This is a genomic window from Streptomyces sp. 7-21, assembly GCF_016741785.1.
In the GTDB taxonomy this organism is placed as follows: Bacteria; Actinomycetota; Actinomycetes; order Streptomycetales; family Streptomycetaceae; genus Streptomyces.
Genome location: NZ_JAERRL010000004.1, coordinates 319,838 through 343,155 on the forward strand (window position 1 = coordinate 319,838; position 23,318 = coordinate 343,155).

At 72.6% G+C, this 23,318-nt stretch carries 22 protein-coding genes and 2 pseudogenes; 10 read left to right on the top strand and 14 right to left on the bottom strand.

The window, feature by feature from the left end:
* Nucleotides 1–44 precede the first annotated feature (44 nt).
* Nucleotides 45–437, bottom strand: coding sequence for an ester cyclase (locus JK356_RS07140; RefSeq protein WP_201866690.1), 393 nt, complete (start codon nt 435–437; stop codon nt 45–47).
* A 70-nt stretch (nt 438–507) separates the two neighbouring features.
* Here JK356_RS07140 and JK356_RS07145 point away from each other — a divergent pair, with 70 nt between their 5' ends.
* Both JK356_RS07145 and JK356_RS07150 read left to right on the top strand, forming a co-directional pair.
* Nucleotides 508–1,524, top strand: coding sequence for a LacI family DNA-binding transcriptional regulator (locus JK356_RS07145; protein ID WP_201866691.1), 1,017 nt, complete (start codon nt 508–510; stop codon nt 1,522–1,524).
* 223 nt (nt 1,525–1,747) lie between these two features.
* Complete coding sequence (locus JK356_RS07150) at nt 1,748–2,476, top strand: S1 family peptidase (protein ID WP_201866692.1); 729 nt, start codon at nt 1,748–1,750, stop codon at nt 2,474–2,476.
* On the opposite strand, the pseudogene JK356_RS22150 reads toward JK356_RS07150, so the two are convergent.
* Both JK356_RS22150 and JK356_RS07160 read right to left on the bottom strand, forming a co-directional pair.
* Nucleotides 2,422–2,634 (bottom strand): annotated as a pseudogene (locus tag JK356_RS22150) (CGNR zinc finger domain-containing protein); the annotation flags it as partial. The gene JK356_RS07150 and the pseudogene JK356_RS22150 overlap by 55 nt on opposite strands.
* A gap of 160 nt (nt 2,635–2,794) precedes the next feature.
* Nucleotides 2,795–3,634: a bifunctional 2-polyprenyl-6-hydroxyphenol methylase/3-demethylubiquinol 3-O-methyltransferase UbiG gene (locus JK356_RS07160; protein WP_201866693.1), complete on the bottom strand. Its 840-nt coding sequence runs from the start codon at nt 3,632–3,634 to the stop codon at nt 2,795–2,797.
* Nucleotides 3,635–3,698: 64 nt separating this feature from the next.
* On the opposite strand from JK356_RS07160, the gene JK356_RS07165 reads away from it, so the two are divergent.
* Nucleotides 3,699–4,301 (top strand): TetR/AcrR family transcriptional regulator, encoded by a 603-nt coding sequence (locus JK356_RS07165; RefSeq protein ID WP_201866694.1) that lies wholly within the window; start codon nt 3,699–3,701, stop codon nt 4,299–4,301.
* Between the two features lie 55 nt (nt 4,302–4,356).
* Here the strand turns inward: JK356_RS07165 and JK356_RS22520 are convergent.
* Both JK356_RS22520 and JK356_RS07170 read right to left on the bottom strand, forming a co-directional pair.
* Nucleotides 4,357–4,824 (bottom strand): annotated as a pseudogene (locus tag JK356_RS22520) (DUF397 domain-containing protein); the annotation flags it as partial.
* Complete coding sequence (locus JK356_RS07170; RefSeq protein ID WP_201866695.1) at nt 4,743–7,625, bottom strand: BTAD domain-containing putative transcriptional regulator; 2,883 nt, start codon at nt 7,623–7,625, stop codon at nt 4,743–4,745. The gene JK356_RS07170 and the pseudogene JK356_RS22520, both read right to left, overlap by 82 nt.
* A gap of 76 nt (nt 7,626–7,701) precedes the next feature.
* Between JK356_RS07170 and JK356_RS07175 the strand changes: the two genes are divergently transcribed.
* Complete coding sequence (locus tag JK356_RS07175) at nt 7,702–8,049, top strand: hypothetical protein (RefSeq protein WP_201866696.1); 348 nt, start codon at nt 7,702–7,704, stop codon at nt 8,047–8,049.
* Between the two features lie 137 nt (nt 8,050–8,186).
* Here JK356_RS07175 and JK356_RS07180 read toward each other — a convergent pair whose 3' ends face one another.
* From JK356_RS07180 to JK356_RS07190, 3 genes are all read right to left on the bottom strand, one after another.
* Complete coding sequence (locus JK356_RS07180; RefSeq protein ID WP_201866697.1) at nt 8,187–9,647, bottom strand: PepSY domain-containing protein; 1,461 nt, start codon at nt 9,645–9,647, stop codon at nt 8,187–8,189.
* Between the two features lie 159 nt (nt 9,648–9,806).
* Nucleotides 9,807–10,379: a sigma-70 family RNA polymerase sigma factor gene (locus JK356_RS07185; protein WP_307815442.1), complete on the bottom strand. Its 573-nt coding sequence runs from the start codon at nt 10,377–10,379 to the stop codon at nt 9,807–9,809.
* Between the two features lie 129 nt (nt 10,380–10,508).
* A complete protein-coding gene (locus tag JK356_RS07190) occupies nt 10,509–11,132 on the bottom strand; it encodes a hypothetical protein (protein WP_201866698.1) in 624 nt (207 codons plus the stop codon).
* A gap of 390 nt (nt 11,133–11,522) precedes the next feature.
* Between JK356_RS07190 and JK356_RS07195 the strand changes: the two genes are divergently transcribed.
* Complete coding sequence (locus JK356_RS07195; RefSeq protein WP_201866699.1) at nt 11,523–13,430, top strand: protein kinase; 1,908 nt, start codon at nt 11,523–11,525, stop codon at nt 13,428–13,430.
* Between the two features lie 898 nt (nt 13,431–14,328).
* Here JK356_RS07195 and JK356_RS07200 read toward each other — a convergent pair.
* Nucleotides 14,329–14,562 carry a hypothetical protein gene (locus JK356_RS07200; RefSeq protein ID WP_201866700.1) on the bottom strand — a complete coding sequence of 78 codons (234 nt, stop codon included), beginning with the start codon at nt 14,560–14,562 and terminating at the stop codon, nt 14,329–14,331.
* A gap of 67 nt (nt 14,563–14,629) precedes the next feature.
* On the bottom strand, nt 14,630–16,033 hold the full coding sequence (locus JK356_RS07205; protein ID WP_201866701.1) for an NAD(P)-binding domain-containing protein: 1,404 nt from the start codon (nt 16,031–16,033) through the stop codon (nt 14,630–14,632).
* A 109-nt stretch (nt 16,034–16,142) separates the two neighbouring features.
* Between JK356_RS07205 and JK356_RS07210 the strand changes: the two genes are divergently transcribed.
* From JK356_RS07210 to JK356_RS07220, 3 genes are all read left to right on the top strand, one after another.
* Nucleotides 16,143–17,204 (top strand): NAD(P)/FAD-dependent oxidoreductase, encoded by a 1,062-nt coding sequence (locus JK356_RS07210; RefSeq protein ID WP_201866702.1) that lies wholly within the window; start codon nt 16,143–16,145, stop codon nt 17,202–17,204.
* Between the two features lie 42 nt (nt 17,205–17,246).
* A complete protein-coding gene (locus tag JK356_RS07215) occupies nt 17,247–17,621 on the top strand; it encodes a helix-turn-helix transcriptional regulator (RefSeq protein WP_189896538.1) in 375 nt (124 codons plus the stop codon).
* A gap of 99 nt (nt 17,622–17,720) precedes the next feature.
* Nucleotides 17,721–18,374, top strand: coding sequence for a hypothetical protein (locus JK356_RS07220; RefSeq protein ID WP_201866703.1), 654 nt, complete (start codon nt 17,721–17,723; stop codon nt 18,372–18,374).
* A gap of 17 nt (nt 18,375–18,391) precedes the next feature.
* Here the strand turns inward: JK356_RS07220 and JK356_RS07225 are convergent, their stop codons facing one another.
* The 4 genes from JK356_RS07225 to JK356_RS07240 all read right to left on the bottom strand — a co-directional run bounded on the left by JK356_RS07225 (nt 18,392) and on the right by JK356_RS07240 (nt 21,613).
* Complete coding sequence (locus JK356_RS07225; protein ID WP_236670860.1) at nt 18,392–18,976, bottom strand: hypothetical protein; 585 nt, start codon at nt 18,974–18,976, stop codon at nt 18,392–18,394.
* Nucleotides 18,977–19,131: 155 nt separating this feature from the next.
* Nucleotides 19,132–20,193 carry an ArsO family NAD(P)H-dependent flavin-containing monooxygenase gene (locus JK356_RS07230; RefSeq protein WP_307815443.1) on the bottom strand — a complete coding sequence of 354 codons (1,062 nt, stop codon included), beginning with the start codon at nt 20,191–20,193 and terminating at the stop codon, nt 19,132–19,134.
* Nucleotides 20,190–21,308: an ACR3 family arsenite efflux transporter gene (gene arsB, locus JK356_RS07235; protein WP_201866704.1), complete on the bottom strand. Its 1,119-nt coding sequence runs from the start codon at nt 21,306–21,308 to the stop codon at nt 20,190–20,192. Before arsB ends, JK356_RS07230 begins: the two co-directional genes overlap by 4 nt.
* Entirely contained in the window at nt 21,305–21,613 is a 309-nt protein-coding gene (locus tag JK356_RS07240; RefSeq protein ID WP_201866705.1) for a helix-turn-helix transcriptional regulator, read from the bottom strand. The genes arsB and JK356_RS07240 overlap by 4 nt, the downstream gene beginning before the upstream one ends.
* Before the next feature lie 95 nt (nt 21,614–21,708).
* On the opposite strand from JK356_RS07240, the gene JK356_RS07245 reads away from it, so the two are divergent.
* Nucleotides 21,709–22,131, top strand: coding sequence for an arsenate reductase ArsC (locus JK356_RS07245; RefSeq protein ID WP_189896938.1), 423 nt, complete (start codon nt 21,709–21,711; stop codon nt 22,129–22,131).
* Complete coding sequence (gene trxB / locus JK356_RS07250; protein ID WP_201866706.1) at nt 22,128–23,102, top strand: thioredoxin-disulfide reductase; 975 nt, start codon at nt 22,128–22,130, stop codon at nt 23,100–23,102. Before JK356_RS07245 ends, trxB begins: the two co-directional genes overlap by 4 nt.
* Nucleotides 23,103–23,318: the final 216 nt, after the last annotated feature.

A 23,318-nucleotide genomic window follows, 5' to 3' on the forward strand; every position in this document is an offset into this window, starting at 1 on the left:
TAGCGAACGGTCTGAGGTCCGGAGACGAAGAATTCCGGTCGTTCTCAGCCACCGAGCTGACCGGAGGCGACCCAGTACTCGGCGAACCGGCCGTCCCTGACGCGCAGGATGTCGTTGCCGAAGAACCGCGCCTCGCCGCCGTCGGTCCGCCCCACCCCGGACCACCGGCCCGCCACCAGGCCGTTCGCCGCGAACGGGCCCACCTCGATCACGAACCGCAGCGAGGTGAACATCCGGCGCGTGCTCGCGATCAGCTCGGCCAGTTCGTCAGCGCCGTGCACCTTGCGGCCCGGCCAGTGCCCCGTGAAGTCCGCCGTTACCAGTCCCCGGACCGCCTCGGGATGGCCGTTCCACGCCTCCTCGATCCAGCGGTGGTACAGCTCCTGGCCCGTCACGTCACCCGGCACACCGCCGGTTGTGCCCGTCATGCCCGTCATGCCGGAAGTCTGGCGCACTCCGGCCGGGTCCGCGCGCGGAGCCCGCCGGCCAGCGCTGGATAATCGGCCCATGGTGACGATGAGCGACGTCGCGAAGGCCGCGGGGGTCTCGGCGATGACGGTGTCGAACGTCATCAACGGCCACCCCTACGTCAGCGACGCGACGCGCCTGAAGGTCACCGAGGCGATCGACCGCCTGGGCTACCGCGTCAACGTCGCCGCCCGGAACCTGCGGTCGGGCAGCACCGGCGTCATCGGCCTGGCCGTGCCCGGCATCGGGCAGCCCTACTGCGCCGAACTCGCCGCCCTGGTCATCGCCGAGGCCGGGCGGCGCGGCTACCGCGTCGCCGTCGAGGAGACCGGCGCCTCGCGCGAGGGCGAGGTGAGCGCCCTGGCCCGCTCCCGGCTGCGCATGTACGACGGCCTCATCATCAGCACCGTCTGGCTCGGCGACGCCGACGCCGCCGTCTTCCCCGCCGACGTCCCCGTCGTCGCGCTCGGCGAACGCGTCCGCGGCGGCGCCGTCGACCACGTCTCCATGGCCAACTACGAGGGCGCGCGCGACGCCACGCGCCACCTCCTGGCGCGCGGCTGCCGCCGGGTGGCGGCGATCGGCGGCCGGACCGGCGGCGAGGAGGGTGCCGCCACGCTGCGCACCGCCGGGTACCTGGCGGCGCTGCGCGAGGCCGGCGCCGAGCCGGCCGAGGAGCTGCTTGTGCCCTGCGACTTCACCACGGCGGCGGGGGCCGCCGCGGTGCGCGCGCTCACCGCGGCGGGCGTGGCGTTCGACGGCGCCATGTGCCTGACGGACTCGATCGCGCTGGGCGTGCTGCGCGGCCTGGCCGACGCGGGGCTGGACGTGCCGGACGACGTGCTGGTGACCGGCTTCGACGACATCGGGCAGGCCGCGTACAGCGTGCCCTCGCTGACCACCGTCGCGCCGGGCCACACCGAGATGGTCGCGGCGGCCTTCGACATGCTGCTCGCCCGGATGCGCGCGCCGCGCGGCGACGGCGAGGCCATGGCGTTCACCGGGCCGCACCGCCTGGTGGTCAGGGAGTCGACGACCCGCCGGCGTCCGCGCTGAAAGAGATCCAGACGCCGGGCGGCGCGTCCGGCCGCCCCGGCACCGGGCGGGTCTCCTCTGTGCACGCCACGCCCGCCGCCCCGGCGGCGGCCCGGCGCCAGAACCGCACGGCCGGCTCGATCCTCGCTGACGGTCTGCCCGCGGCCCGCTGTGCCCCTGGCGCCCCGGAGCCGCCGGTGCTGTCATCGACGGTGACCGTGAACGCCGCTGCCAGGGAGAGAACATGACACCCCATCAGCATGACCGTCCTGCCAGACCCGTCAGACCGGCCAGACCCGCCGGGCACCCGCGCCGCCTGGTCCGCGCCGTCCTCGCCGCGCTGGTGACCGCGGCGGCCGTCCTGGCGCTCGCCCCGGGCGCCGGCGCGGCGGATGCCCGCCCGCTCCTCCAGGGCGGCGAGCCGGTCTACGCGAGCGACGGCAGCCGCTGTCTCGCCGGGCTCAACGCCCGTTCCAGCACGGATCACTTCGTGCTGACGGCGGGCCACTGCGCCTCCGGCTTCCCCACCTGGTTCGCCGACGCGAGCCTCACCACCCTGATCGGGCCGACCGAGGCCGCCTACTTCCCCGGCGGCGACTACGCCGTGATCCGCTACGCCAACGACGACCTGCCGCACCCGCCGACGGTCATCTGCGGCGGCCAGGTCATCGAGATCACCGGCGTGGGCCAGCCCTACGTCGGCCAGCCCGTCACCTTCGCCGGCGCCTCCGGCTGCCACACCGGCACCGTGACCGGCGTCAACGTCACCGTCGGCTACCCCGACGGCTCCGTCACCAACCTGATCGAGACCAACGTCTGCGCCGAACCGGGCGACAGCGGAGGGCTGCTGTTCTCCGGCAGCCTCGCCCTCGGTCTCCTCTCCGGCAGCAGCGGCAACTGCACCAGCGGCGGCACCAGCTACTTCCAGCCGGTCGCCCCGGTCCTCGCCGCCCATGGCCTGACCATCGGCTGAGCTGACGCCCGCGTGCCGCCGTTCCCGGCCGCGCCGCGTTCAGGCCCGGCCGGGAGCGGCGGCACGCGCGGGAACCCGGCCGCCGTGGCCCGGTTCCCGCAGCTCCCCATGTCGCACCAGCGCCGCACCCCGCGCCGCGACCGGTCCACGAACAGCCGGGTGCACCGCTTCCACCCGCTCGCGGTCGGGGGCTTCTTTTCCGCGTTGTTCTCTGCGTCGTCTGCTGTGGTTTGGTGACGTCATGTCAGCTGAGGCGCCGCCGGCGGGAGGGACGCCGGCTCCATGGCGGCGCCGGTAACCCGCGCCGCGCGCGGCCTGTCACGCGCGCGGCGCGGCCCCCGCCTCGCGGACGGCAGTGACGGCCACCGTGGTGTAGTCCATCGTGAACGAGCCGCCAGCCGCGTCGATCACGGCGCCGACGCCCGCAAGCACCTGGGCCAGCTCACCGGGCGTCAGCTGGCTGAGGACGCCGTGCGTGGGCAGCTGGTCGAGCCAGGCGTCGCGGCTGTAGGTCTGCTGCCAGTCCTCGCGCCAGTGCTCCGGCTCGGCGAAGCCGCCGGCCTGGCGGATGCCGTCGCCGACTGTCGATGTGATCCGCTCGTAGGCGTCGGTGGCCGAGGGCGCCGCCAGGCGGGCGACCAGCGAGTCGGGCACGACGCGGCGGTAGACCTCCTGGAAGGCGTCGGCGAGGGGAGCCGGAGGCTGGCCGACGTTCCAGAACGGGGCCAGCAGACCGCCGGGCCGCAGCACCCGCGCCGCCTGGCGCGCACCCGCCACCGGGTCCACCCAGTGCCACGCCTGCCCGGCGACCACCGCGTCGAACACCCGGCCCGCCGGGTCCCAGTCCTCGATCTTTCCCACCTCGACGGTGACCCCGGCGCGCCGCGCCAGCTCCGCCATGCGCGCGTCCGGCTCGACCCCGAGCACCTCGCAGCCCGCCGCCTGGAACTGGCGGGCGGCGATGCCGGTGCCGCAGCCGACGTCGAGGACACGGCGGCCGGGACAGGCGGCGGCGATGCGTTCCACCAGGGCCTGCGGATAGTGCGGGCGCGACCGCTCGTAGCGCTCGGCCTCGGCGCCGAATGACTCGGCGACCGCGCGGTTCTTATACGGCTGCTCCTCGGGGGCCGGGGCTGGCTGCGGCGGTATAGTGGGCATGCGCCCACTATAATGGGCGCGTGCCCACTACTCAACGGGGGCGGCGGGAGAAGGAGCAAAGAGCATGGCGCCGACTGGGGTCGCGCTGCGCGACGCGCGCGAGCAGCTGTTCAGGGCCGCCGAGCGCGTGCTGCTCAGGGACGGCCCGAACGCGCTGACCAGCCGGGCGGTAACCGCCGAGGCGGGCTGCGCCAAAGGCGTGCTGCACCGGCACTTCGCCGACTTCGACGACTTCCTCGCCGGGCTCGTCCGCGACCGCGTCGCCCGGCTCGGCGACCAGTCCGCCGCTCTCCGCCGCGCCGCCGGGACCGGCACGGTCACCGGCAACCTGGCGGCCGCGCTGAGCGAGCTGTTCGGCTCGGTGGCCCTGGCGGTCGTCGGCCTCGTCATCGCCCGGGACGGGCTGCGCGCCCGGCTGCGCGAGGAGTGGCCCACGGGCGTGCCGCTGCTGGCGGACGCCGCCGCCATGATCGCCGCCTACCTCGCGGCCGAACGCGAGCGGGGCCGTATCGACCCCGGGGCCGACACCGACACCCTCGCCCTCACCCTGATCGGCGCCGGACACCTGCTGTTCGCCGGACGCCACGGCGAGCCGCCCGGGCCCGGCGAGGTCCGCAAGGTCGTGGCGACGGCCCTGTCCGGCGCCCTGCGCCAGACGCCGGGCTGAGGGTCAGGGCCGGGCGGTGTGGCGGATGAACTGCGCCCCTTCCGGCGGACGGGACGGTGAGTACGGGTCCGCCGGGGCGCTTGGAGCCGCGGACGTGCACGGTCGCCGCCGTGGCCGCGACCGCCACGCACTGGCCGCCGTCTCCGGCGCCGCAGCTGCCTGTCTGCCAGGTCACCTCGGGTGCCACACTGCCGTTCGTCCTGAAGCTCTCCCAAATGCTTCCCCCACCAGCCCATGCCGCCCTCGGCAGCGTCCGGGACGCGCCGTGCTCCGTCGTCCATGCCGTCTCCGCCCCTCGTCTCGGCCGGCCGGACACGTGGGAACTCCCCAGGCCAGGCAAGCCCGGGGACGGGCGGCCGGTTCGCGGTGAACGCCGGCCGTACGAGTGGGCCGCAGCCACCCCGCAACGTCCGGCAAGCCCGGCAGCGAGCTGACTGGCCGTCACGTCTCTGTCAGCCCGGCCAGCTTGGTGCGGACTTTCCCGGCGGCGGGGTGGCCGATCTCCTCGGCGGCCGACAGGCACTCCCGCCAGGTGCGTTCCGCGGCGTCGCGGTCGCCCGCGGCGAGGTGGGTGTCGCCGAGGTGGTGGAGGATCTGTATCTCGCCGTCCCGGTCGCCGAACTCCCGCACCAGACCGAGGGCGCGCTGATAGCAGCGCACGGCCTCGGCGTAGTGGGCCAGGTGGTGGTGGGCGTAGCCGAGGCTGTCCCAGGCGCCTGCCTCCGCGTGCCGGTTGCCGATCTCCCGGTTGCGTGCCACCGCCTGGGCGCAGTAGTCGAGTGCCTGCTCGTACTCGCCGAGGACCGCGTGCAGCCAGCCGACGTTGTTGAGCGCCATCGCCATGCCCGGCCGGTGGCCGGCCTGCCGGTAGAGCCTGAGGGCCCGGACCCCGTGGCGCAGCGAGTCCTCGTTCCGGTCCTGCAGCGCGTACACCCAGCCCAGGCCCCGGTGGGTGTGGGCCTGGTTGACCGGGTCAGCCAGCCGCTCGTACATCTCCAGGGCGCAGTGGAAGTGCGTCTCGCCGTCTTCGATGTCGCCGCGGGTGGTGAGCGCCCGGCCCAGGCTGAGGTGGGTGCTGGCCTGCCACGGCAGGTCGCCCAGGCGGCGGGCGGCCTGGAGCGCGGAACGCTGGCTGTCCACCCAGTCGTGCCAGTGGCCCTGGTAGTCGAAGAACGTCTCCAGCGTTCCGGCCAGCCGCCAGGCGTGCTCGTCGAACCCGGCGCTGATCGCCGTCTCCAGGACGCCGAGCAGCACCGGGCGCTCCGCCGTGAACCACGCGAGCGCCGCCGCCTGGCCGGCCGGCCGCTCCGGCGTGACGCCCGGGCGGGCGCGCCCCAGCGAGGGCAGGTCCTGGTTCGGGTACAGCAGCCGCGCCCCGGCGTGAGCGGTGTGCAGGTAGAAGTCGGCCAGCCGGTGCAGCGCCGCGTCCCGGTGCCCGGCGGGCAGGGCGTGGGCGCGCTCGGCGGCATAGAGGCCGATCAGGTCGTGCATGCGGAAACGGTTCGGCTCGTCCTGCCGGACCAGGTGCGCCGCCTCCAGGGACGTCAGCAGACGCCGGGCCGCGGGGAGCGGCAGCCCGGCCAGGGAGGCGGCCGCCGGGAGGCTGATGTCGGGCCCGGGCGCCAGGCCGAGCAGCGCGAACAGCCGGGCCGCGTCGTCGTCCAGGTCGCGGTGCGACGCCTCGAAGACCGCGCGCAGGTCGGCGGTGAGGTCCCCGGCGTTCAGGGCGTCGAGCCGGGTGGTGGCGTCGTCGAGTTCGTCAGCCAGGGCGGCCAGCGGGAAGTCCGGGTGCGTGGCCGCGCGGGCGGCGACGATGCCCAGCGCCAGCGGCAGGCCGGCGCACCGCCGCAGCAGCGTCGTCACGGCCTGGGGCTCGGCCGACACCCGGTCGGGGCCGATCTCGTGGGTGAGGACCTGGCGGGCCTCGGCGTCCGGGAGCGTGTCCAGCGCCAGGTGGCGTGCCCGGTGCGTGGCCGCCAGGCCGCCGAGCTGGCTGCGGCTGGTCACCAGCACGGCGCAGCCGGCGCTGCCGGGCAGCAGCGGCAGCACCTGCGCGGTGTCACGGGCGTTGTCCAGCACGACCAGCACGCGCCGCCCCGCCAGCAGCGACCGGTACAGCCCCGCCTGCGCGTCCTCGTCACGGGGGATGTCGGTGCGTGGCACGCCCAGGGCGTCGAGGAAGCCGCGGATGACGGCGCCGGGCGTGGGCGGCTGCCCCGCTGGGTCGAAGCCGCGCAGGGCGGCGTACAGCTGGCCGTCGGGGAAACGGTCGAGGTTGAGGTGTGCCCAGCGCAGCGCCAGCCAGGACTTGCCGATGCCGCCGGCGCCGGTCAGGACGGCGATGTCCACCGCGCCCGGCTGGCCGCCGCCGCTGGCCAGGGTCTCGCTGAGCCAGGCGAGTTCGCTGTCCCGGCCGACGAACGCACGCGGCGCGGCCGGCAGCTGACGGGGCGCCAGCGGCGGCCGCGCGGCCGGTGCGGCGGCGGTGGCCGGGGAGGGGGAGGCGGGCGGCGGGGGCGGCGCGAGCGCGGGATCGCCGCGGAGTATCTGCTGGTGCAGCGTCTGCAGGGCGGCGCCGGGGTCGGTTCCCAGTTCCTCGGCCAGGCGGCGCCGCAGGGCCTCGTAGTGGCGCAGAGCGTCGGCGGGCCGGCCGCTGCGGTGGAGCGCCAGCATCAGCTGGGCGGCGACCCGTTCGTCCAGCGGGTGCCGCTCGGCCCGTTCGGACAGCTCGGCCAGCATCCGGGCGTGGTGGCCATGCCGTAACCGGATGTCGCCCAGGTCGAGTTGGGCCGCGAGACGGTCCTGGGCGAGCGCGTCGCGCTGGGCGTTGAACCACGGGGTGTCGGCGCCGCCGAACGCCTCGCCCCGCCACAGCCGCAGCGCCTGCTCCAGCAGCGCGGTGGCGCGGTCGTCGTCGCCGGCCGCGTGCGCCCGCGCGACCAGGCGGCGGAAGCGGTGCACATCGACGGTCTCCGGGTCGACGGCCAGCAGGTAACCGCCGTGGCGGCGCTCGATGCCGACCTCGGCGCGCGCCGGCGCCAGGGCCTGCCGGAGCCGGGACAGGCAGCTGTAGAGAGTGTTGCGGGCCCGCTGCGGCGGGCGGTCCGCCCAGACCCGGTCGATGAGCTGTTCGGCCGTGACCGCGCGGTTGGCGTCGAGGAGCAGCGCGGCGAGTACGAGCCGCTGGCGGGCGTGGCCGAGGCCGCCGAGCGGGCGGCCGTCCAGGTCCGCGTCCACGCCGCCCAGCAGACGGAAGCTGACCGTCACCCTGCACCCCTCACTCTCCGCCACCCCGTCCGCGGGCACGTCTGCCTGCGGATTCATGATCTGCGGAAGATCCTCGCAAGGCCGGTGCCCCACAGTCGAGTGCGTGCGGCCCCCAAGAGAAGGGTCAGCCGTCATGACCAGGTACACGCCGCCTGAGAAGGCGTCCGCCCGCAGCGACGCGGGCGGACGCGGAGCCGACCACACGATGGAGGAGGTAATGGCCTCGTCCTGCCAGAACTACTCGATGCACGTTCCGGGCGGCTACGCCGCCATCACCGAGTACCGGCTTCCGAGTGGGGCGCGTGTCCTGGGCTGGGTCGAAGACGACGACGCCAACGGCGGCTGCGCGAAGGTAGAAGTCCTGTTCGACACGGGTCAGTACAACTCGAGCCGGTGGGCCTGTCACGAGGGCGACCGGGCCGTCTTCAGCTTCTGGGGCCCGGGTGCCGTCAGCGCCCTCGTGCATCTGCGGGCGGCCTGATCACGCCGCCCGGCGAAGGACGGGGGACGTCCGGTCACGGGGGGGCCGGATGTCCCCCGTCCCGTTCGTTCACCGCAACTGGCGCCGCAGCGCGCCGCGTCGTCCGGACGGCCGCGGACCGCGTCCCGCCCGCCGCGTCAGCCGCCGTTCGCGGCCGCCGCCGCCCGCCGCCGGGCGCGCCAGCCCAGGCAGACGTCCACCAGCAGGAACGCGGCCAGCGGGATGCCGAACAGCGGCAGGAACCAGCCCAGGAGAACCAGCCCCGCTACCAGCCCGAGCAGCACCGGCCGCGGCATCTGCCGCCACGCCCCGCGCGGTATCGGCCGGCCGAACGCCCCGGCCCGGCCCCGCCGCCACCACATGCGGTAGCCCAGGACGATCAGCGTGATCAGCGAGACCGCCAGCAGCGCCAGAGCGATCTGGTTGGGCAAGCCGAACAGGCTGCCCATGTGCAGGTCGATGCCCCACCGGGCGAGCTTGGCGAGCAGCGGGTAGTCCGCGAACCGCACCACGTCCAGCACCTCCCCGGTGGCCGGGTCGATGGCGGCGGCGTCCTGCTTCTCCGGCCAGCTGCGCTGGATCTGCTGCACCACCCAGGCGGTGTTCTCGTCGGCCGGCGGCACCAGCTCCACCGGGTTGGACAGCCCTTCGGCGCGCGCGGCGCTCAGTACGTCATCCACGCCGACGCCCTCGGCGGCCATCTCCCCGCCGGACGCGCCGCCGTGGCCCTCGTGGCCCTCGTGGCCCTGGTGGCCCTCGTGCCCGGCGTGCCCGCCGTCCGAACCGTGCCCCTCGTGCCCGGCGTGCCCGGTGTCCGTGGCAACGACCGGCGTGGCCTGGCCGATTGAGGTCCGCAGCTCCTCGACGCGGGACCCGGCGTAGGTGGACCACGTCAGCCCGGTCGCGGAGATGAAGAACAGCCCCACCGCGGCCCAGACGCCGACCGTGCCGTGCAGCCCGAGCAGGCGCCGCCGCCCCGCCGTTCCCCGGACCTTCCGCCGCGCCCGGGCCCGGCCCAGCCACAGCACCAGCCCGGCCCCGGTGATGATCCACAGCCAGCTCGCGGCGAACTCGCTGTACATCCGCCCGGGTTGCCCCAGGTGCAGGTCCCGGTGCAGCTCGTCGATCCAGGTGCGCAGCGGCAGCGCCCCGGAGGTGCCGTACTGCTCCAGCGCGCCGCGCACCTCGGCCGTGTACGGGTCCACGAAGACGGCCAGGGTGTGCCCCTCCGTCACCCCGGGGACGCCGCTCAGCAGCACGCGGGTCGTCTCCCCCTCCTTCGGCGAGGGGCGGATCGCCGAGATCTCTCCCTCGGGATAGTCGGCGCGCGCGGCGGCGATCTGCTCCGACAGCGGCAGCTCCTCCTCCCCGGCGGGCACGCGCAGCTCGTGGTCGTACACGATCCGCTCCGCCTGGGGGGAGAGCGCGTACAGCAGCCCGCTGACCGCCGCCACCAGCAGGAACGGGGCGACGAACACTCCGGCGTAGAAGTGCAGCCGCAGCAGCAGCGAGCGCAGCACGGACGTCAGGGAGGGACGTTCCGGTGCGGTCGGGGACGGGTCTCCTGGCGGGGTGCCGACAGACGTCTCGGTCGCCATTGCGGTGCTCCTGTCGCTGGGGTCGTGCCGTGACAGTCGTCGGCCCCTGGCAGGGGCCAGTTCCCGCGGCGTATATGTGACCTGGGTCACTAATGAGGACGGGGCTGGTGCCGGGCGTCGCCGCACGGCACCAGCCCCGCCGCCGGTCCGCCGGGGCCGTTACGCCCCGAGCTGCGCGGCCAGGTCCTGCCGGGCCCGGGCGACGCGCGAACGCACGGTGCCGACCGGGCAGTCGGCGACCGAGGCGGCCTCGGCGTACGGCAGCCCCAGCAGCTGGGTGAGCAGGAACGCCTCGCGGCGCTCCGGCGGCAGCGCGTCCAGCAGCTCGCCGAGGGCGACGCCCTCCTCGAACCCGGGCGCGTCCCGGCGCTGCGCGGCCTCCGCGACCGCGAGCCACTCGTCGGTGGAGACGAGCGCCGGGCGGGCGCGTTCGTAGCGGACGCGGTCGGCGACCGTGCGCCGGGCGATGGCGAGCAGCCAGGTGCGGGCGGACGACCTGCCCTGGAAGCGGGGCAGGCTGCGCAGGGCGCGCAGGAACGTTTCCTGCGTCAGGTCATCGGCCGCCTGCGGCTCGCCCGTGAGATGGATGACGTAACGGCGGACGTCCGCGCGGGTGGCCCTGACGAAGCGCTCCACCGCCCGCCGGTCGCCGGTCCTGGCGGCCAGGGCCCAGCTGGTGATCGCGGCGTCGTTCCGGCAGCGGGCAGCGCGGCGTGATGAGAGGAAGTCCACGGTGATGAGTCCTTCGCTGGACCGGCAGGTCCGCGCCCCCTGACGGACGTGCCGGTGGGGCGGTCGGGAAGCACGCGGCGGCCCGGCGGGCGGGCCGCGCCGCGCGGTCCCCGGGATGGCGCCGTGCTGTCAGGCGACAGCGGGCACCGGCGGCGGGCCCCGCGACGGATCGGCGGCGAGCAGCAGCGGCGGGTACGGCCCGACGGCGGACTCCGTGGCGCGCCCCGCCGGCGCGGGCGGCGCGGGCGCCGGACGCGGGCGGGGCAGGCGCAGGAGAGGGGTCACGACCCGGCGCGCGGCCGCGCGCAGCAGCCGGAAGACCGCCCGGTCGCCGCCCCACAGCCACACCGCGCTGATGAGCGCCGCCAGCGCGTGGCCCGCGGCCATCCCCGGGTCGCCGTGCCCGTCGGCGAACGGCTGCGCGGACGCGGCGAGGTGGTCCATGGCCATGGCGCCGTGCGGCGGGTGCGGCGCCGCCGGCGCCACCGGCGGCGCCGCGTGCGCCTGGGCGAAGGAGAAGGCCAGGTGGAGCAGGCCCTGCGTGGCCAGCGCGGCGCCGACCACGGCGGCGGGGCCGCGCTGGCGCCGGGTCAGCCACCAGGTGCCGCAGGCCGTCGCGGCGAAGGCCAGCACCAGCGCCGGCAGCGGCACCGGACGGCCGGAGCGGAGGACGTGGCCGGCGCCGGTGAGCACGACGCACACGGCCGCGAACACCAGGGTCCGCAGCGCCCGCACCGCCCAGCCGACGAGCATGACGGGGTCACTCCCGGTGCGGGCGTGAGCTGGGCGACGCGGCCATCGAGCGTGCTCCTTACCGTGGAGACGACCGTTCCGGGGCGAGGAGCGCCCCGATCAGCAGTCGGAACCGGAGCCGGTCCAGTTCCCGTCAGGATGACATGGTCATGGCCGCAAAGCGCCCCCTCGGACGCCACGAACCCGGATCCCGCTTCCGGCGCCGCGTCTGGCACACCGCGGCCGAGCCGACTCAACGGGACGTCACCTCAACACCCCGTTGGCCTTTTTCACTCGTGCCGACGCAAGACCTCAGCCTGTCCGCGGGCAGTGAGGAAAGACATCTGGGCTGGGGTGTGTGCTCTACTCTGTTGGCCTGTTTCGATGTTCGATCACGTGGGAGTGCCGGGCATGGATCGTGCCGTTGAACGGGGGCGGCTGATCGGCGGCCGGTACGAGCTGATCGAGGAGCTGGGCCGGGGCGGTTTCGGCAGGGTCTGGAAGGGTCGTGACCAGCGGCTGAGGACCGATGTCGCGCTCAAATGCCTGCTGCTGCCCTCGACGGCTTCTGCCGCCGAGCGGGAGGAGCGGCTGAGGCGTTCGGAGCGTGAGGCGCTGAACGCTGCGCGGCTGCGGGATCATCCGCACATCGTCAGCGTTCACGATGTGCTGGTCGAGGATGAGATTCCGTGGATTGTGATGCAGCTCGTCGTCGGCAAGACGCTGAGCGCGCGGTTGCGGGAGTCGGGTCCGCTGTCGGTGAGTGAGACCGCGGACATAGCCCGTGCGCTGCTGAGTGCGCTCGGTGCGGCGCACGAGGCGGGCGTCGTTCACCGTGACGTGAAGCCAGCCAATGTGCTGCTGGCTGACAACGGCGGCATTCTGCTGACCGACTTCGGGATCGCCACCCATGAGGAGGATGTTTCCCTCACAGTCACCGGCGGCGTGATCGGATCCGTCCCCTACATGGCGCCGGAGCGCGTACGGGGAGCGAAGGGAGGGCCTTCCAGCGACCTGTTCTCCCTCGGCGTGACACTCCAGGAAGTCGTTGAGGGCGTGTCGCCGTTCGACCGCGAATCCACGCCCGCGACGCTGCACGCCGTCGCCTATGAGGAGCCTCCGCCGCTGGAGCGCGGAGAGCCGCTGGCACCGCTGATCTCGCGTCTGCTGGCGAAGGAGCCCGAGGACCGGCCGACCGTTGCCGAGGCGTTCGAGCTGCTCAACGGCCTGCCGCAGTCCGGCCCGCAGCCGCGTCCCGACGCCGAGCCGACGGCGGTCGTTCTGGAGAAGCCCGCCACACCGCCGCCTCCCGCTCCGCCGTCAACTCCGCCTCCGCCGTCGACTCCACCTCGGCCATCGACTCCGCCGCCGCCCGAGCCGCCCACCGCTCCCGCGCCCACCGTTCCCGCGCCTACCGCTGTCTCGCCCACGGCTGTCTCGCCCTACGCGTCGTCCACGACGACGTCCTATACGTCGCCGCAGGCGTGGCCGGCGTCGCCTCCGGCCGTCCCGCCTGTGGGTACTCCGCACCAGGGCTCCCGGCGGGGCCGGGCGGTACGGCTGTGGCTGCCGCTGACCGCCCTCGTCATCGGCGTCGGCACGGTCGCTGTCATCCTGGTCAACCAGGGCGGTGGCTCAGGCACGGAGTTCAGCAACACCACGGCCGTGGACATCCCTGACCGGGAAACGATCGAGTCCACGATCGAGGTGTCCGGCGTGGACGGCGACGACGCCGCGGAGCTGGAGGTCGACATCGACCTCGAACACAGCTACTTCGGCGACCTCGACGTCCGCCTCTACGCCCCCGACGGCACACCCTTCACGATCATCGTGGTGGAGGACCAGCAGACGTACGCCCTGGACGCCTCGGCGGTCACCGAGGTGAACGGCACCTGGACGCTGCGCATCGAGGACCAGCTGTCCGCGGATGAGGGCACCCTCAACGGCTGGTCACTGCATTTCAACACGGGGACGCAAGACGCCATCGGGCAGGCAGCGGATAGCGCACGCGAATTCACCAACGGGTCGTCCGCCGACATCACCTTCGACGAGGCGGTCGAGTCGACGATCGACGTCTCGGGCATGGGCACCGCCGACTCGGTGCGGGTGTACGTGGACATCAGCCACACCTATTTCGGCGATCTCACCATGGAACTGTTCGCTCCCGACGGCACCTACTTTGACCTGGACCCGCCGGACCAGGGCGACTTCGAGCTCGATCTGTCGTCGGTCGACGTGAACGGTACCTGGACGCTGTTCATTGAGGACACCCACCCCACCGACGACGGCACCCTCTCCTACTGGTCCCTGACCTTCTGACCCGCGCACAGCCCCGGATCAGTGCCATTCCGTCCGCATGGCCCCACCGGAATCCGTCGTTGGCTGATGGCACTTCTCCGGAACTCAGCCTTTCGACTGCCTACTCACACAGGCATCTACCGGACTCCAGGAGCGCAGCGGAGTCATGCTGCTGCCTGCCCAAGAAACGACGACGATGCGCCGCGCTCCCGTCTCGGTACCGGCGCCTGTGCTCTGCTGCTACCTCTCGAAGGGGCGATGAGGACGTGCGCGTCATGCGGCGTTTCCGTGGGCAGCGGCGGGCTGCTACCTCTCGAAGGGGCGATGAGGACCCCAGGGTAAAGGCCCTGGTGATGAGGTTGTCAGCCGGGTGTGGCGGGGTTGGTTTTTCAGCGGACCGGCGGTTGTGCAGCGAACCCCGGAGTGTCGCTGAAAAACGTTGGCTGGGCATGGGGAACGTATAGCACGTGCAGGGGCGTGGGCAACGAGCGGACGAGGGGGCGGTCCCTGTGGTTGGTATGGGGTTTGCCAACGTGGTCATGGCGGTGCCCGGTGGTTGTTAGCGGCGATCGTGAGGTTCGGTGGCGGCCTCTACTTCTGCGGCGGCGCGGGCGACGATGTCTACAGCGGTGTGGACGAGAGCGCGCAGGCTGTCGCGGGTGCATTGTCGGCGGTTGCGTACGGTCTGGCGTCGTTCGGGTCGAGTCCGGCTTCTTGTAGTGCGGTGTGGAGTCTGTGGCGGGCGCGGGCGATGGCCTGGCGGGCGGGGGCGGTGGCTGGGTCGCCGCCGAGGTGGTAGTCCAGCAGCGCGAACAGCTGTGGGGTGGGCTGGCAGGAGTGCCGCTTCCCCTCGGCCTGCCTGTCTTCCGGGATGCCGCACAGCGGGCAGCACGCCAAAGCGCGGGGCGTACCGGGGTGGTTAGTCACGGGGCACCGCCCACAGGTTCCCTGCCCGCGCCCGTACGGCGTCGCGCAGCAGCAGCGGGTCGGTCAGGCAGTCGTCGCGCGGGGGTACGACCCACCAGGGGCGGCGTCCGCGCTGCCCGTCCAGCGCGTCGGCCGGGGGCACCAGGATCAGGCCCTCGCTGACACCGAGGCCGCTGCCGCACGGCACCAGCCACATCAGCGCCGTGGCACCGGCGTCAGCGATCACCGGCCCCGTACGTTGCCCGAGGACCCTGTTCCGGTCGCGGCCCCACGTGCGGGGGTGCCCAGGCTGGTCACGAGCCGCAGCAGCCGCCTGCCGGGGCCTCCTCGGCCGCCGCCCCGACCGTGGCGGGGGCGCCGAGCTGGACGAGCTGCCGTGCGGGCGCGCAGCAGCCGCCGCCGTCGGCCTCAGCGGCGTCGGGCGCGTCGAACAGGCCGGCGCCGCCACAGACTCCGGTCTCGGGCAGAGTGAGTTCCACGCGGTCGGCGGAGTTGAGGTCACCGGCGATCGCGGCGGCGACGGAGCGGACCTGCTCATACCCGGTCATCGCCAGGAACGTCGGGGCGCGGCCATAGGACTTCATGCCGACCAGGTACACGCCCTGCTCGGGGTGGGAGAGCTCGCGGTGACCGTGCGGGTAGACGGTGCCGCAGGAGTGCTGGTTGGGGTCGATCAGCGGAGCCAGGGCCACGGGCGCCTGGAGGCGCTCGTCGAGGCCCAGACGCAGCTCGTCCAGGAAGGACAGGTCGGGGCGGAAGCCGGTCAGCACGATCACCTCGTCGACCGGGTCCAGACGGCGACCGTCCTCGCCGACCAGGACCAGGCGGCCGTCGTCCGCCCGCTCGATCGCCTCGGTGCGGAAGCCGGTGACCGCGCCCGCGTGGCCCTCGTCGACGGCGGCCTTCGCCGCCAGGCCCAGGGCGCCGCGCGCCGGGAGCTGGTCGGCTTCGCCAGCGCCGAAGGTGGAGCCCGAGATGCCCCGGCGCAGGATCCACACGCCCTTCGTGCCCGAGCCGTCGTCGGACTTGGCGAGGTCGGCGAGGTAGGCGAGAGCGGTGAACGCGGAGGCGCCCGAGCCGATCACAGCGGTGCGCTTGCCCGCGTACCGGGCACGGACGGCGGGGTCCTTCAGGTCCGGGACGCGGTAGGTGATCCGGTCCGCAGCGGCCTTCTCACCGAGCGCGGGCAGTCCGCTGCCACCAGCCGGGGACGGCGTGGCCCAGGTGCCGGAGGCGTCGATAACAGCGCGGGCGAAGAGGCGCTCCTCACGGCCGTCGGTGTGGGCGACGTGCACGACGAACGGCTGGGCCTCGCGGTCGGCGTCCACGATCCGGTCCCGGCCGGTACGCGAGACACCGGTGACGGTGGCGCCGGTGTGGACACGGTCGCCGAGTACGTCGGCGAGCGGCTGCAGGTAAAGGTCGGCCCAGTCGCCGCCGGAGGGGTAGGTGGCCGGGTCGGGGCGGGTCCATCCGGTGGGGGCCAGGAGCTTCTCGGCGGCCGGGTCGACGACCTCACCCCAGGTGGAGAACAGCCGCACGTGCGACCACTCGCGCACCGCGGCGCCGGCAGTAGGCCCGGCCTCCAGGACCAGGGGCTCGATGCCCTGGTCGACCAGGTGGGCGGCGGCGGCCAGACCGGCGGGGCCGGCCCCGATCACGACGACGGGCAACTCGGTGGTGGCGGGCGCGTTCACGGCGACTCCTTGCGTGTTTCGACATCTGTCGATGGCTTGCGCGGCCCAGCATGACACCTGTATTGATGAGCGTCAACATAGACATTCATCGAACCCAGGGGATTCGCTGATGGAGCACATTGACGTCGCCGTGATCGGCGGCGGCCAGTCCGGCCTCGCCACCGCCCATGCGCTGCTGCGGCGCGGGCTGCGGCCGGTGGTGCTGGAGGCGTCCGACCGTGCGGCCGGGTCTTGGCCGCACTACTACGACAGCCTCACGCTGTTCTCGCCCGCCCGGTACAGCTCCCTGCCCGGGATGCCGTTCCCCGGCGCCGACCGCGACCGCTACCCGCACCGCGACGAGGTCGTCGCCTACCTCACCGCCTACGCCGACCGCCTGGACGCCGAGATCCGCACCGGCTGCCGCGTCACCGCGGTCCGCCGCACCGGCGACGACTTCGCAGTGGAGCTGGAGGGCGGCGGTCGGCTGTCCGCGCGGGCCGTCGTGGCGGCCTCCGGGACGTTCGGTCACCCGCATCGGCCCGCGCTGCCGGGTCTGGAGGAGTTCACCGGGCAGGTGCTGCACGCCGCCGACTACCGCAGCCCGGCCCCGTTCGCCGGTCGCCGGGTGGTCGTGGTCGGGGCCGGGAACTCCGCGGTGCAGATCGCCGCCGAGCTCGCCAAAACCGCACGCGTCACGCTCGCCACCCGCGCCCCGGTGAAGTTCGCAGCCCAGCGCATCCTGGGCCGAGACCTGCACTTCTGGACGGCCCGCACCGGCCTGGACACCGCACCCCTCGGCCGGTTCCTTGCGCGCCCGCCGGCGCAGCCGGTCCTCGACGACGGCCGCTATCGGGCCGCCCTGGCCGCCGGACGGCCCGAGCGGCGAGAGATGTTCACCGGCGCCGACGGAACCAAGCTCGTCTGGCCGGACGGGCAGCGGGAGGAGGTCGACGCGATCGTGCTCGCCACCGGCTACCGCCCCGACTTGCCCTACCTCGCCGGCCTCGACGGCGCTCTCGACGCCGAAGGGAACCCCCGGCACCGCGAGGGCCTGGCCACCGGTGTGCCGGGCCTGGCCTTCGTCGGGCTGGAATGGCAGCGCAGCCTGTCGTCGAACTCGCTGCGCGGAGTGGGCCGGGACGCGGAGCGCATCGCCCGGCGTCTGGCCGCCTATCTCTCACGCCGGTGATGGACCTCCCCGTGCTGGTTCGATATGTGTCAACATAGACGCATGTCGAATGCCAAGGTGCTGCCGCTGCTCGAAGCCGACGGTCAGGGTGTGGCGCCGTGCTGCCCGCCACTGACCGAGCGCCCGATGACCGCTGAGGAGGCCGAGACCGCAGCGCGGATGTTCAAGGCCCTCGGTGACCCGGTGAGGCTGCGGCTGTTCTCTGCGGTGGCCTCGCACGAGGGCGGGGAGGCGTGCGTCTGCGACATCTCAGACGTCGGCGTCTCCCAGCCCACCGTCTCCCACCACCTGAAGAAGCTCAAGGAAGCCGGGCTGCTCACCTCCGAGCGGCGCGGCACCTGGGTGTACTACCGTGTCGAGCCGTCCGTGCTCGCCGCCATGGGCCGACTCCTGATCGGTGCATCGGCTGCGGCATGACTACACCCGGACGCCCGCCGAAGTGCCCAGGGTGGTTACGGCGCTGGACAGTTGCCAAAAGCGGTAGTGGACGAGGCGGGCAGTTGCCATCCTGACGGGATGGAGGAAGCAGAAGACCGGTTGAGCCTGCCCCGGCCCCGCTGGGCGAATGCCGAGATCGCCGTCTGGGGCGGTGACAGCGAGGACGATCTCGCCCTTGCAGGCGGCTATCTGCGAGTGGCTGAGACCGCCGCCCGACACTGGGTCGCCCATGGCCCGGACGACCTGCTGCCCCTCCCAATCCTCTACAACTACCGGCACAGCATCGAGCTGTCGCTGAAGTGGCTGATCCGCAAGGCCGCCCAGTGCGCGCTGCGCGAGGGCTACACAGGAGAAGAGGACCTCAGCCCCGACCAGTTGGACAAGCGTCTGCGCACGCACAACATCAGGAGACTGGCGGACTGCCTCAACCGGTACCTGGCCCTGTTGGACCTGCCCAAGGTGGAACAGCGCATCGACCCGGAGTCCTGGAGTCAACTGAACTGGCTGGACAGCGAGGATGCGACGGGGGAGACCTACCGGTACGCCGTGGTCGGCCACGGCGCCGGCCGGGCTCCCGCCCGGCCCGTGCAGCAGAACGTCAACTTCTATGAGCAGGTGAACGAGCTGCACAAGCTCGCGCACCTGCTGTGGGGCGGTTACTCGTCTCATCTCGGAGAGTACGAGAACTGGCAGATCGAGTACATCGAGGCCATGGACACGGCCGGCTACTGAAGCGGTGCGTGCCGTCGTTACGGCGTCGGCTTCTTGTGGCGGTTGAGGAGCTCGGTGAAGAAGTCGGAGATGAGCTGCGGGCTGTCGGGCCGGGTGAGTTCCCAGCCGCCGAAGCGGTAGATCTCATAACCGGCCAGCCGCAGGCGGCGGTCCTCGGCGACCATCTCGGAGTACAGCTTGGGCGAGGCGGTGTAGGTGGTGCGGCCGTCTGGCCCGGTGGGGTTCTTGATGCCGTAGTGATGGGCGCCGTCGACCTCGATCACGATTCGGGAGCGGTCGGGGGCGAGCAGCAGGAAGTCCATGCGCTCGCGGTGCAGGGCCCCGCTGCGTCCGCTGCTCTTGCGGGTGTAGGGGTCGTAGTGCAGGTAGACCTGCGGAATGAGGGCGGGCAGGTCGAACCCGTCGGGTTCGGCGTAGCGGGCGCAGTACGTGCGCAGAACCGTCTGCTCCGGCAGGGAATCCAGTGAGCGGTACAGCCGCCTGTACAGCGCATCGGCGGCCTCTGGCTCCGCGGCGTCCGGCATGTGGTGCGCCTGCCACCAGGTGACCATCTGCCGCCAGGTCAGGCCCTGTAGCGGCAGCGGGTCCTTATACACGCTCATCGGGCCTGCCGCGGAAGAAGTCATCTGTCTGCATGCTTGCGCATCCCCCTGCCCCACAGCGCTGTCGGAAGGAATTGTCGCTGGTGTCACTGACAAGCGGGAGCTGTACGCAACCGGTGAACAGGGTGGTGACAGCGAGGCGGCCGCTCCGGCGCCTACGTGAAAAGGCCGACGACCTCCCGGACGGCGTCCCGGGCGGTGCGGCCGACGCCGATGAGGGTGGCGGAGGCCGGGCCGGTCCAGTCGCCGTAGCCGAGCAGGTGCAGCCGCGGCTCGCCCAGGGCATGTGTGCCGTCAGTGGGGATGCGGCCGCGCGGCCCGCGCAAATCCAGCGGAGCGAGGTGAGGAAGGGCTGGGCGGAAGCCGGTGCACCAGATGACCACATCAGCGCCTATCCCGCTGCCGTCGGCCCACCGGACGCCGTCGGTGGTGAGCTGGGTGAACATGGGCCTCGCCTGCAGGCGTCCGGCGCCGCGAGCGGCGCGGACAGGCGGCACGGCCACGATGTCGCCGAGTGAAGCCACCCCGCCGGTGTCGTCGCGGCCGGCGTCGAGAGCGCGGCGGCGGGCGGTAGCGACATCGAACAGGGCGCGGCCGTCGATGTCGTCCGGAAGGAACCGCGGTGGGCGCTGGGTCACCCAGGTCACTTCGGCACGTCCGTCCAAGGTGAGATCGGCTGCGATCTGGGCGCCGGAGTTGCCACCGCCGACCACGATGACGCGCTGCCCGGCGAAGTCGGCCGGGGAGCGGTAGTTCACCGTGTGCAGCTGCCGCCCGGCGAAGACGGATCGGCCGGGGACGGCGGGGAGAAAGGGCCGCGACCACGTGCCGGTTGCACTGATGACCGCCTGGGTCCGCCAGGTGCCGGAGTCCGCCTCGACCAGGAGCCTCTCGCCGTCACGGCGTACGGCCTGCACAGGGGTGCCGTGCTGGACGGGCAGGTCGTAGCGCTTCTCGTAGTCGGTGAGGTAGTCCACCACGTGCCTGGCGTCCGGGTAGGTCTCGCCGGGCTGGGCGGGCATGAGCCGTCCGGGCAGTGAGGAGTGCTCGGCTGGGGAGAACAGGTGCAGGGAGTCCCACATGTGCTGCCAGGACCCGCCCGGAGCTGTGCCGGCGTCCAGGATCACGAAGTCGAGGCCCTGGCGGCGTAGGTGGTAGCCGGCGGCGAGTCCTGCCTGGCCGCCGCCGACCACCACCACATCCGTGTGCTGGGTCACGGCGCGGTCGTCACCGCATCGGCGGAGAACTTCCTGCGCCAGGCGAGCGCGACGTAGACCAGGCCGATGAGCACCGGGACTTCGATGAGCGGGCCGACGACGCCGGACAGGGCCTGGCCGGAGGTGACGCCGAAGGTTGCGATGGCGACCGCGATGGCCAGCTCGAAGTTGTTGCCCGCCGCCGTGAACGCCAGCGTTGCGGTGCGGTCGTACGCCAGGCCCAGGCCCTTGCCGAGCAGGAAGGTGCCGAAGAACATGACCGCGAAGTACACCAGCAGCGGCAGCGCGATCCGGGCGACGTCCAACGGCTGCGAGGTGATCGTCTTCCCCTGGAGGGCGAAGAGGATGACGATCGTGAACAGCAGCCCGTACAGGGCCCACGGGCCGATCTTCGGAAGGAACTTCGCCTCGTAGTCGGCGCGGCCCAGCTTCTGCTCGCCGATGCGGCGGGTGAGGAAGCCGGCCAGCAGGGGGATGCCGAGGAAGATGATGACGTTTAGCGCGATGTGCCAGACGGAGACGTCCAGGCCCTGGCCGTCGCCGAGGTTCATCCAGCGCGGCAGCAGGTCGAGGTAGAGCCAGCCCAGCAGGCCGAACGCGATCACCTGGAACACCGAGTTGAGGGCGACCAGGACGGCCGCGGCCTCGCGGTCGCCGCAGGCGAGGTCGTTCCAGATGATGACCATGGCGATACAGCGGGCCAAGCCGACGATAATCAGGCCGGTGCGGTACTCGGGCAGGTCCGGCAGGAAGATCCACGCCAGGGCGAACATCACCGCAGGGCCGACGACCCAGTTGATGACCAGCGAGGAAACCATCAGCTTCTTGTCGCTGGTCACGCGGTCGAGCCGGTCGTAGCGGACCTTGGCCAGGACCGGGTACATCATGACCAGCAGGCCGAGCGCGATCGGCAGGGAGATACCGCCGATCTCGATCTTCGCGAGCGTGTCGTTCATGCCCGGGACGATCCGGCCCAGGCCCAGGCCGACGGCCATGCCGAGCAGGATCCACACCGCGAGGTAGCGGTCGAGTGTGGAGAGCTTCTTGACGATCGAGTCGTCCCCGGCCGCGTCGGCGCTCTGGGTGAGGGCGGTGGTGGGCTCGGTGGAGGTCACGGGCAGGCCCTCTTGTTCTCGGCGGCGGTGCGGGCAGACTCGGCAAGCGCGGCAAACTGCTCGGACAGGCCGGCCAGGACCTCGGGCTTGAGCTTGTAGTAGGTGAAACGACCGCACGGCTCGGTCTCCACGATCCCGGCCTCGCGCAGCACCTTCATGTGGTTGGACAGGTTGGTCTGCTTGGCTCCGGTCTCCTCGACCAGGTGCGTCGTGCAGAGCGTTTCGCGCGCGAGCAGGGTCACGATCTTCAGGCGGAGCGGATCGCCCAGCACCCGGATCACGTCAGGATCGACTGAAGTCAGCATGCGCTGATACTCTCACATCACCACTCGCTGATACCAGCGAGGGCTGAAGTCATTGGCGGCTGGGTTCCGCCATGCGACGAGAGAGAACGATCACCATGGCCGACAAGCCGTCCGTCCTGTTCGTCTGTGTCCACAACGCCGGTCGCTCCCAGATGGCCGCCGCGTGGCTGACCCACCTGGCCGGCGACCGCGTCGAGGTCCGCTCCGCCGGCTCCAACCCGGGCGACCAGGTCAACCCGGCCGCCGTCGAGGCCATGGCCGAGGTCGGTATCGACATCTCCCAGGAGACGCCGAAGATCCTTACCGTCGACGCGGTCCGCGAGTCGGATGTGTGCATCACCATGGGCTGCGGCGACACCTGCCCCGTCTTCCCCGGCAAGCGCTACCTGGACTGGAAGCTGGACGACCCGGCCGGCCAGGGCGTCGAGGCCGTACGCCCGATCCGCGACGAGATCAAGACCCTGGTGGAGGGCCTGATCGCCGAGATCGCCCCGGCGAAGCCGGAGGCGACGGCGTGAGCGAGATACGCGAGGTCGTCGTCATCGGCTCCGGCCCTGCCGGATACACCGCCGCGCTCTACACCGCCCGCGCCCAGCTGAGGCCCCTGCTGTTCGGCAGCTCCATCTTCGTCGGCGGATCGCTCACGACGACGACCGAGGTGGAGAACTTCCCCGGCTTCCCTGACGGCGTCGACGGCCCCGTCCTCATGGAGAACATGCGGGCCCAGGCCGAGAAGTTCGGCGCCGAGATGATCGACGACGACATCGTCGAGGTCGACCTCACCGGTGACATCAAGCTCCTCACCGACTCCGCGGGCACCGTGCACCGCGCGAAGACGGTGATCATCGCGACCGGCTCCGGCTACCGCAAGCTCGGCCTGCCGAAGGAGGATGAACTCTCTGGGCGGGGCGTGTCCTGGTGCGCGACCTGCGACGGGTTCTTCTTCCGTGACCGGGACATCGTCGTGGTCGGCGGCGGCGACACCGCCATGGAGGAAGCCACCTTCCTCACCCGCTTCGCCCGCTCCGTCACCGTCGTCCACCGCCGCTCCACCCTGCGCGCCTCCAAGGTGATGCAGGACCGGGCGTTCGCCGACGACAAGATCTCCTTCGCCTTCGACAGCGAGATCGTTCAGATCAAGGAGAAGGACGGCATGCTCAGCGGCGTCGTCCTGCGCGACGCCTTCACCGGCGCCACCCGCGATCTGGACGTGACGGGCCTGTTCATCGCGATCGGCCACGACCCGCGCACCGAGCTGTTCACCGGCCAGGTCGACCTCGATGCCGAGGGCTACATCAGGGTCGCCGCCCCGTCTACGCGTACCAGCCTGCCCGGGGTGTTCGCCGCCGGCGACGTCGTCGACCACACCTACCGCCAGGCCATCACCGCTGCCGGAACCGGCGCGGCCGCGGCGCTGGACGCCGAGCGCTACCTTGCCGCCCGTGGCGCGGCAGAGACCGAGCCGGTGACCGCTGCCGTCCCGGTCTGAGCGGTGCTCGCAGGCGGGGCTGTCCGGAAGCCTCCCGGCGGCTCCGCCGCAGTCGTTCCTGCCTCCGCCGGTCACTCGGCAAGCTGCAAGGTCCGTTCCGGGACGAGCCGCCGTCGGCGTCGCTATGAGGGAAACGCAGGGGCGTCGTCACCTGGCTGACGGAGAAGCCGGCGAGGCCTTCGATCGCGAGGCACTCGGGGGACGAGCCGCTCATGT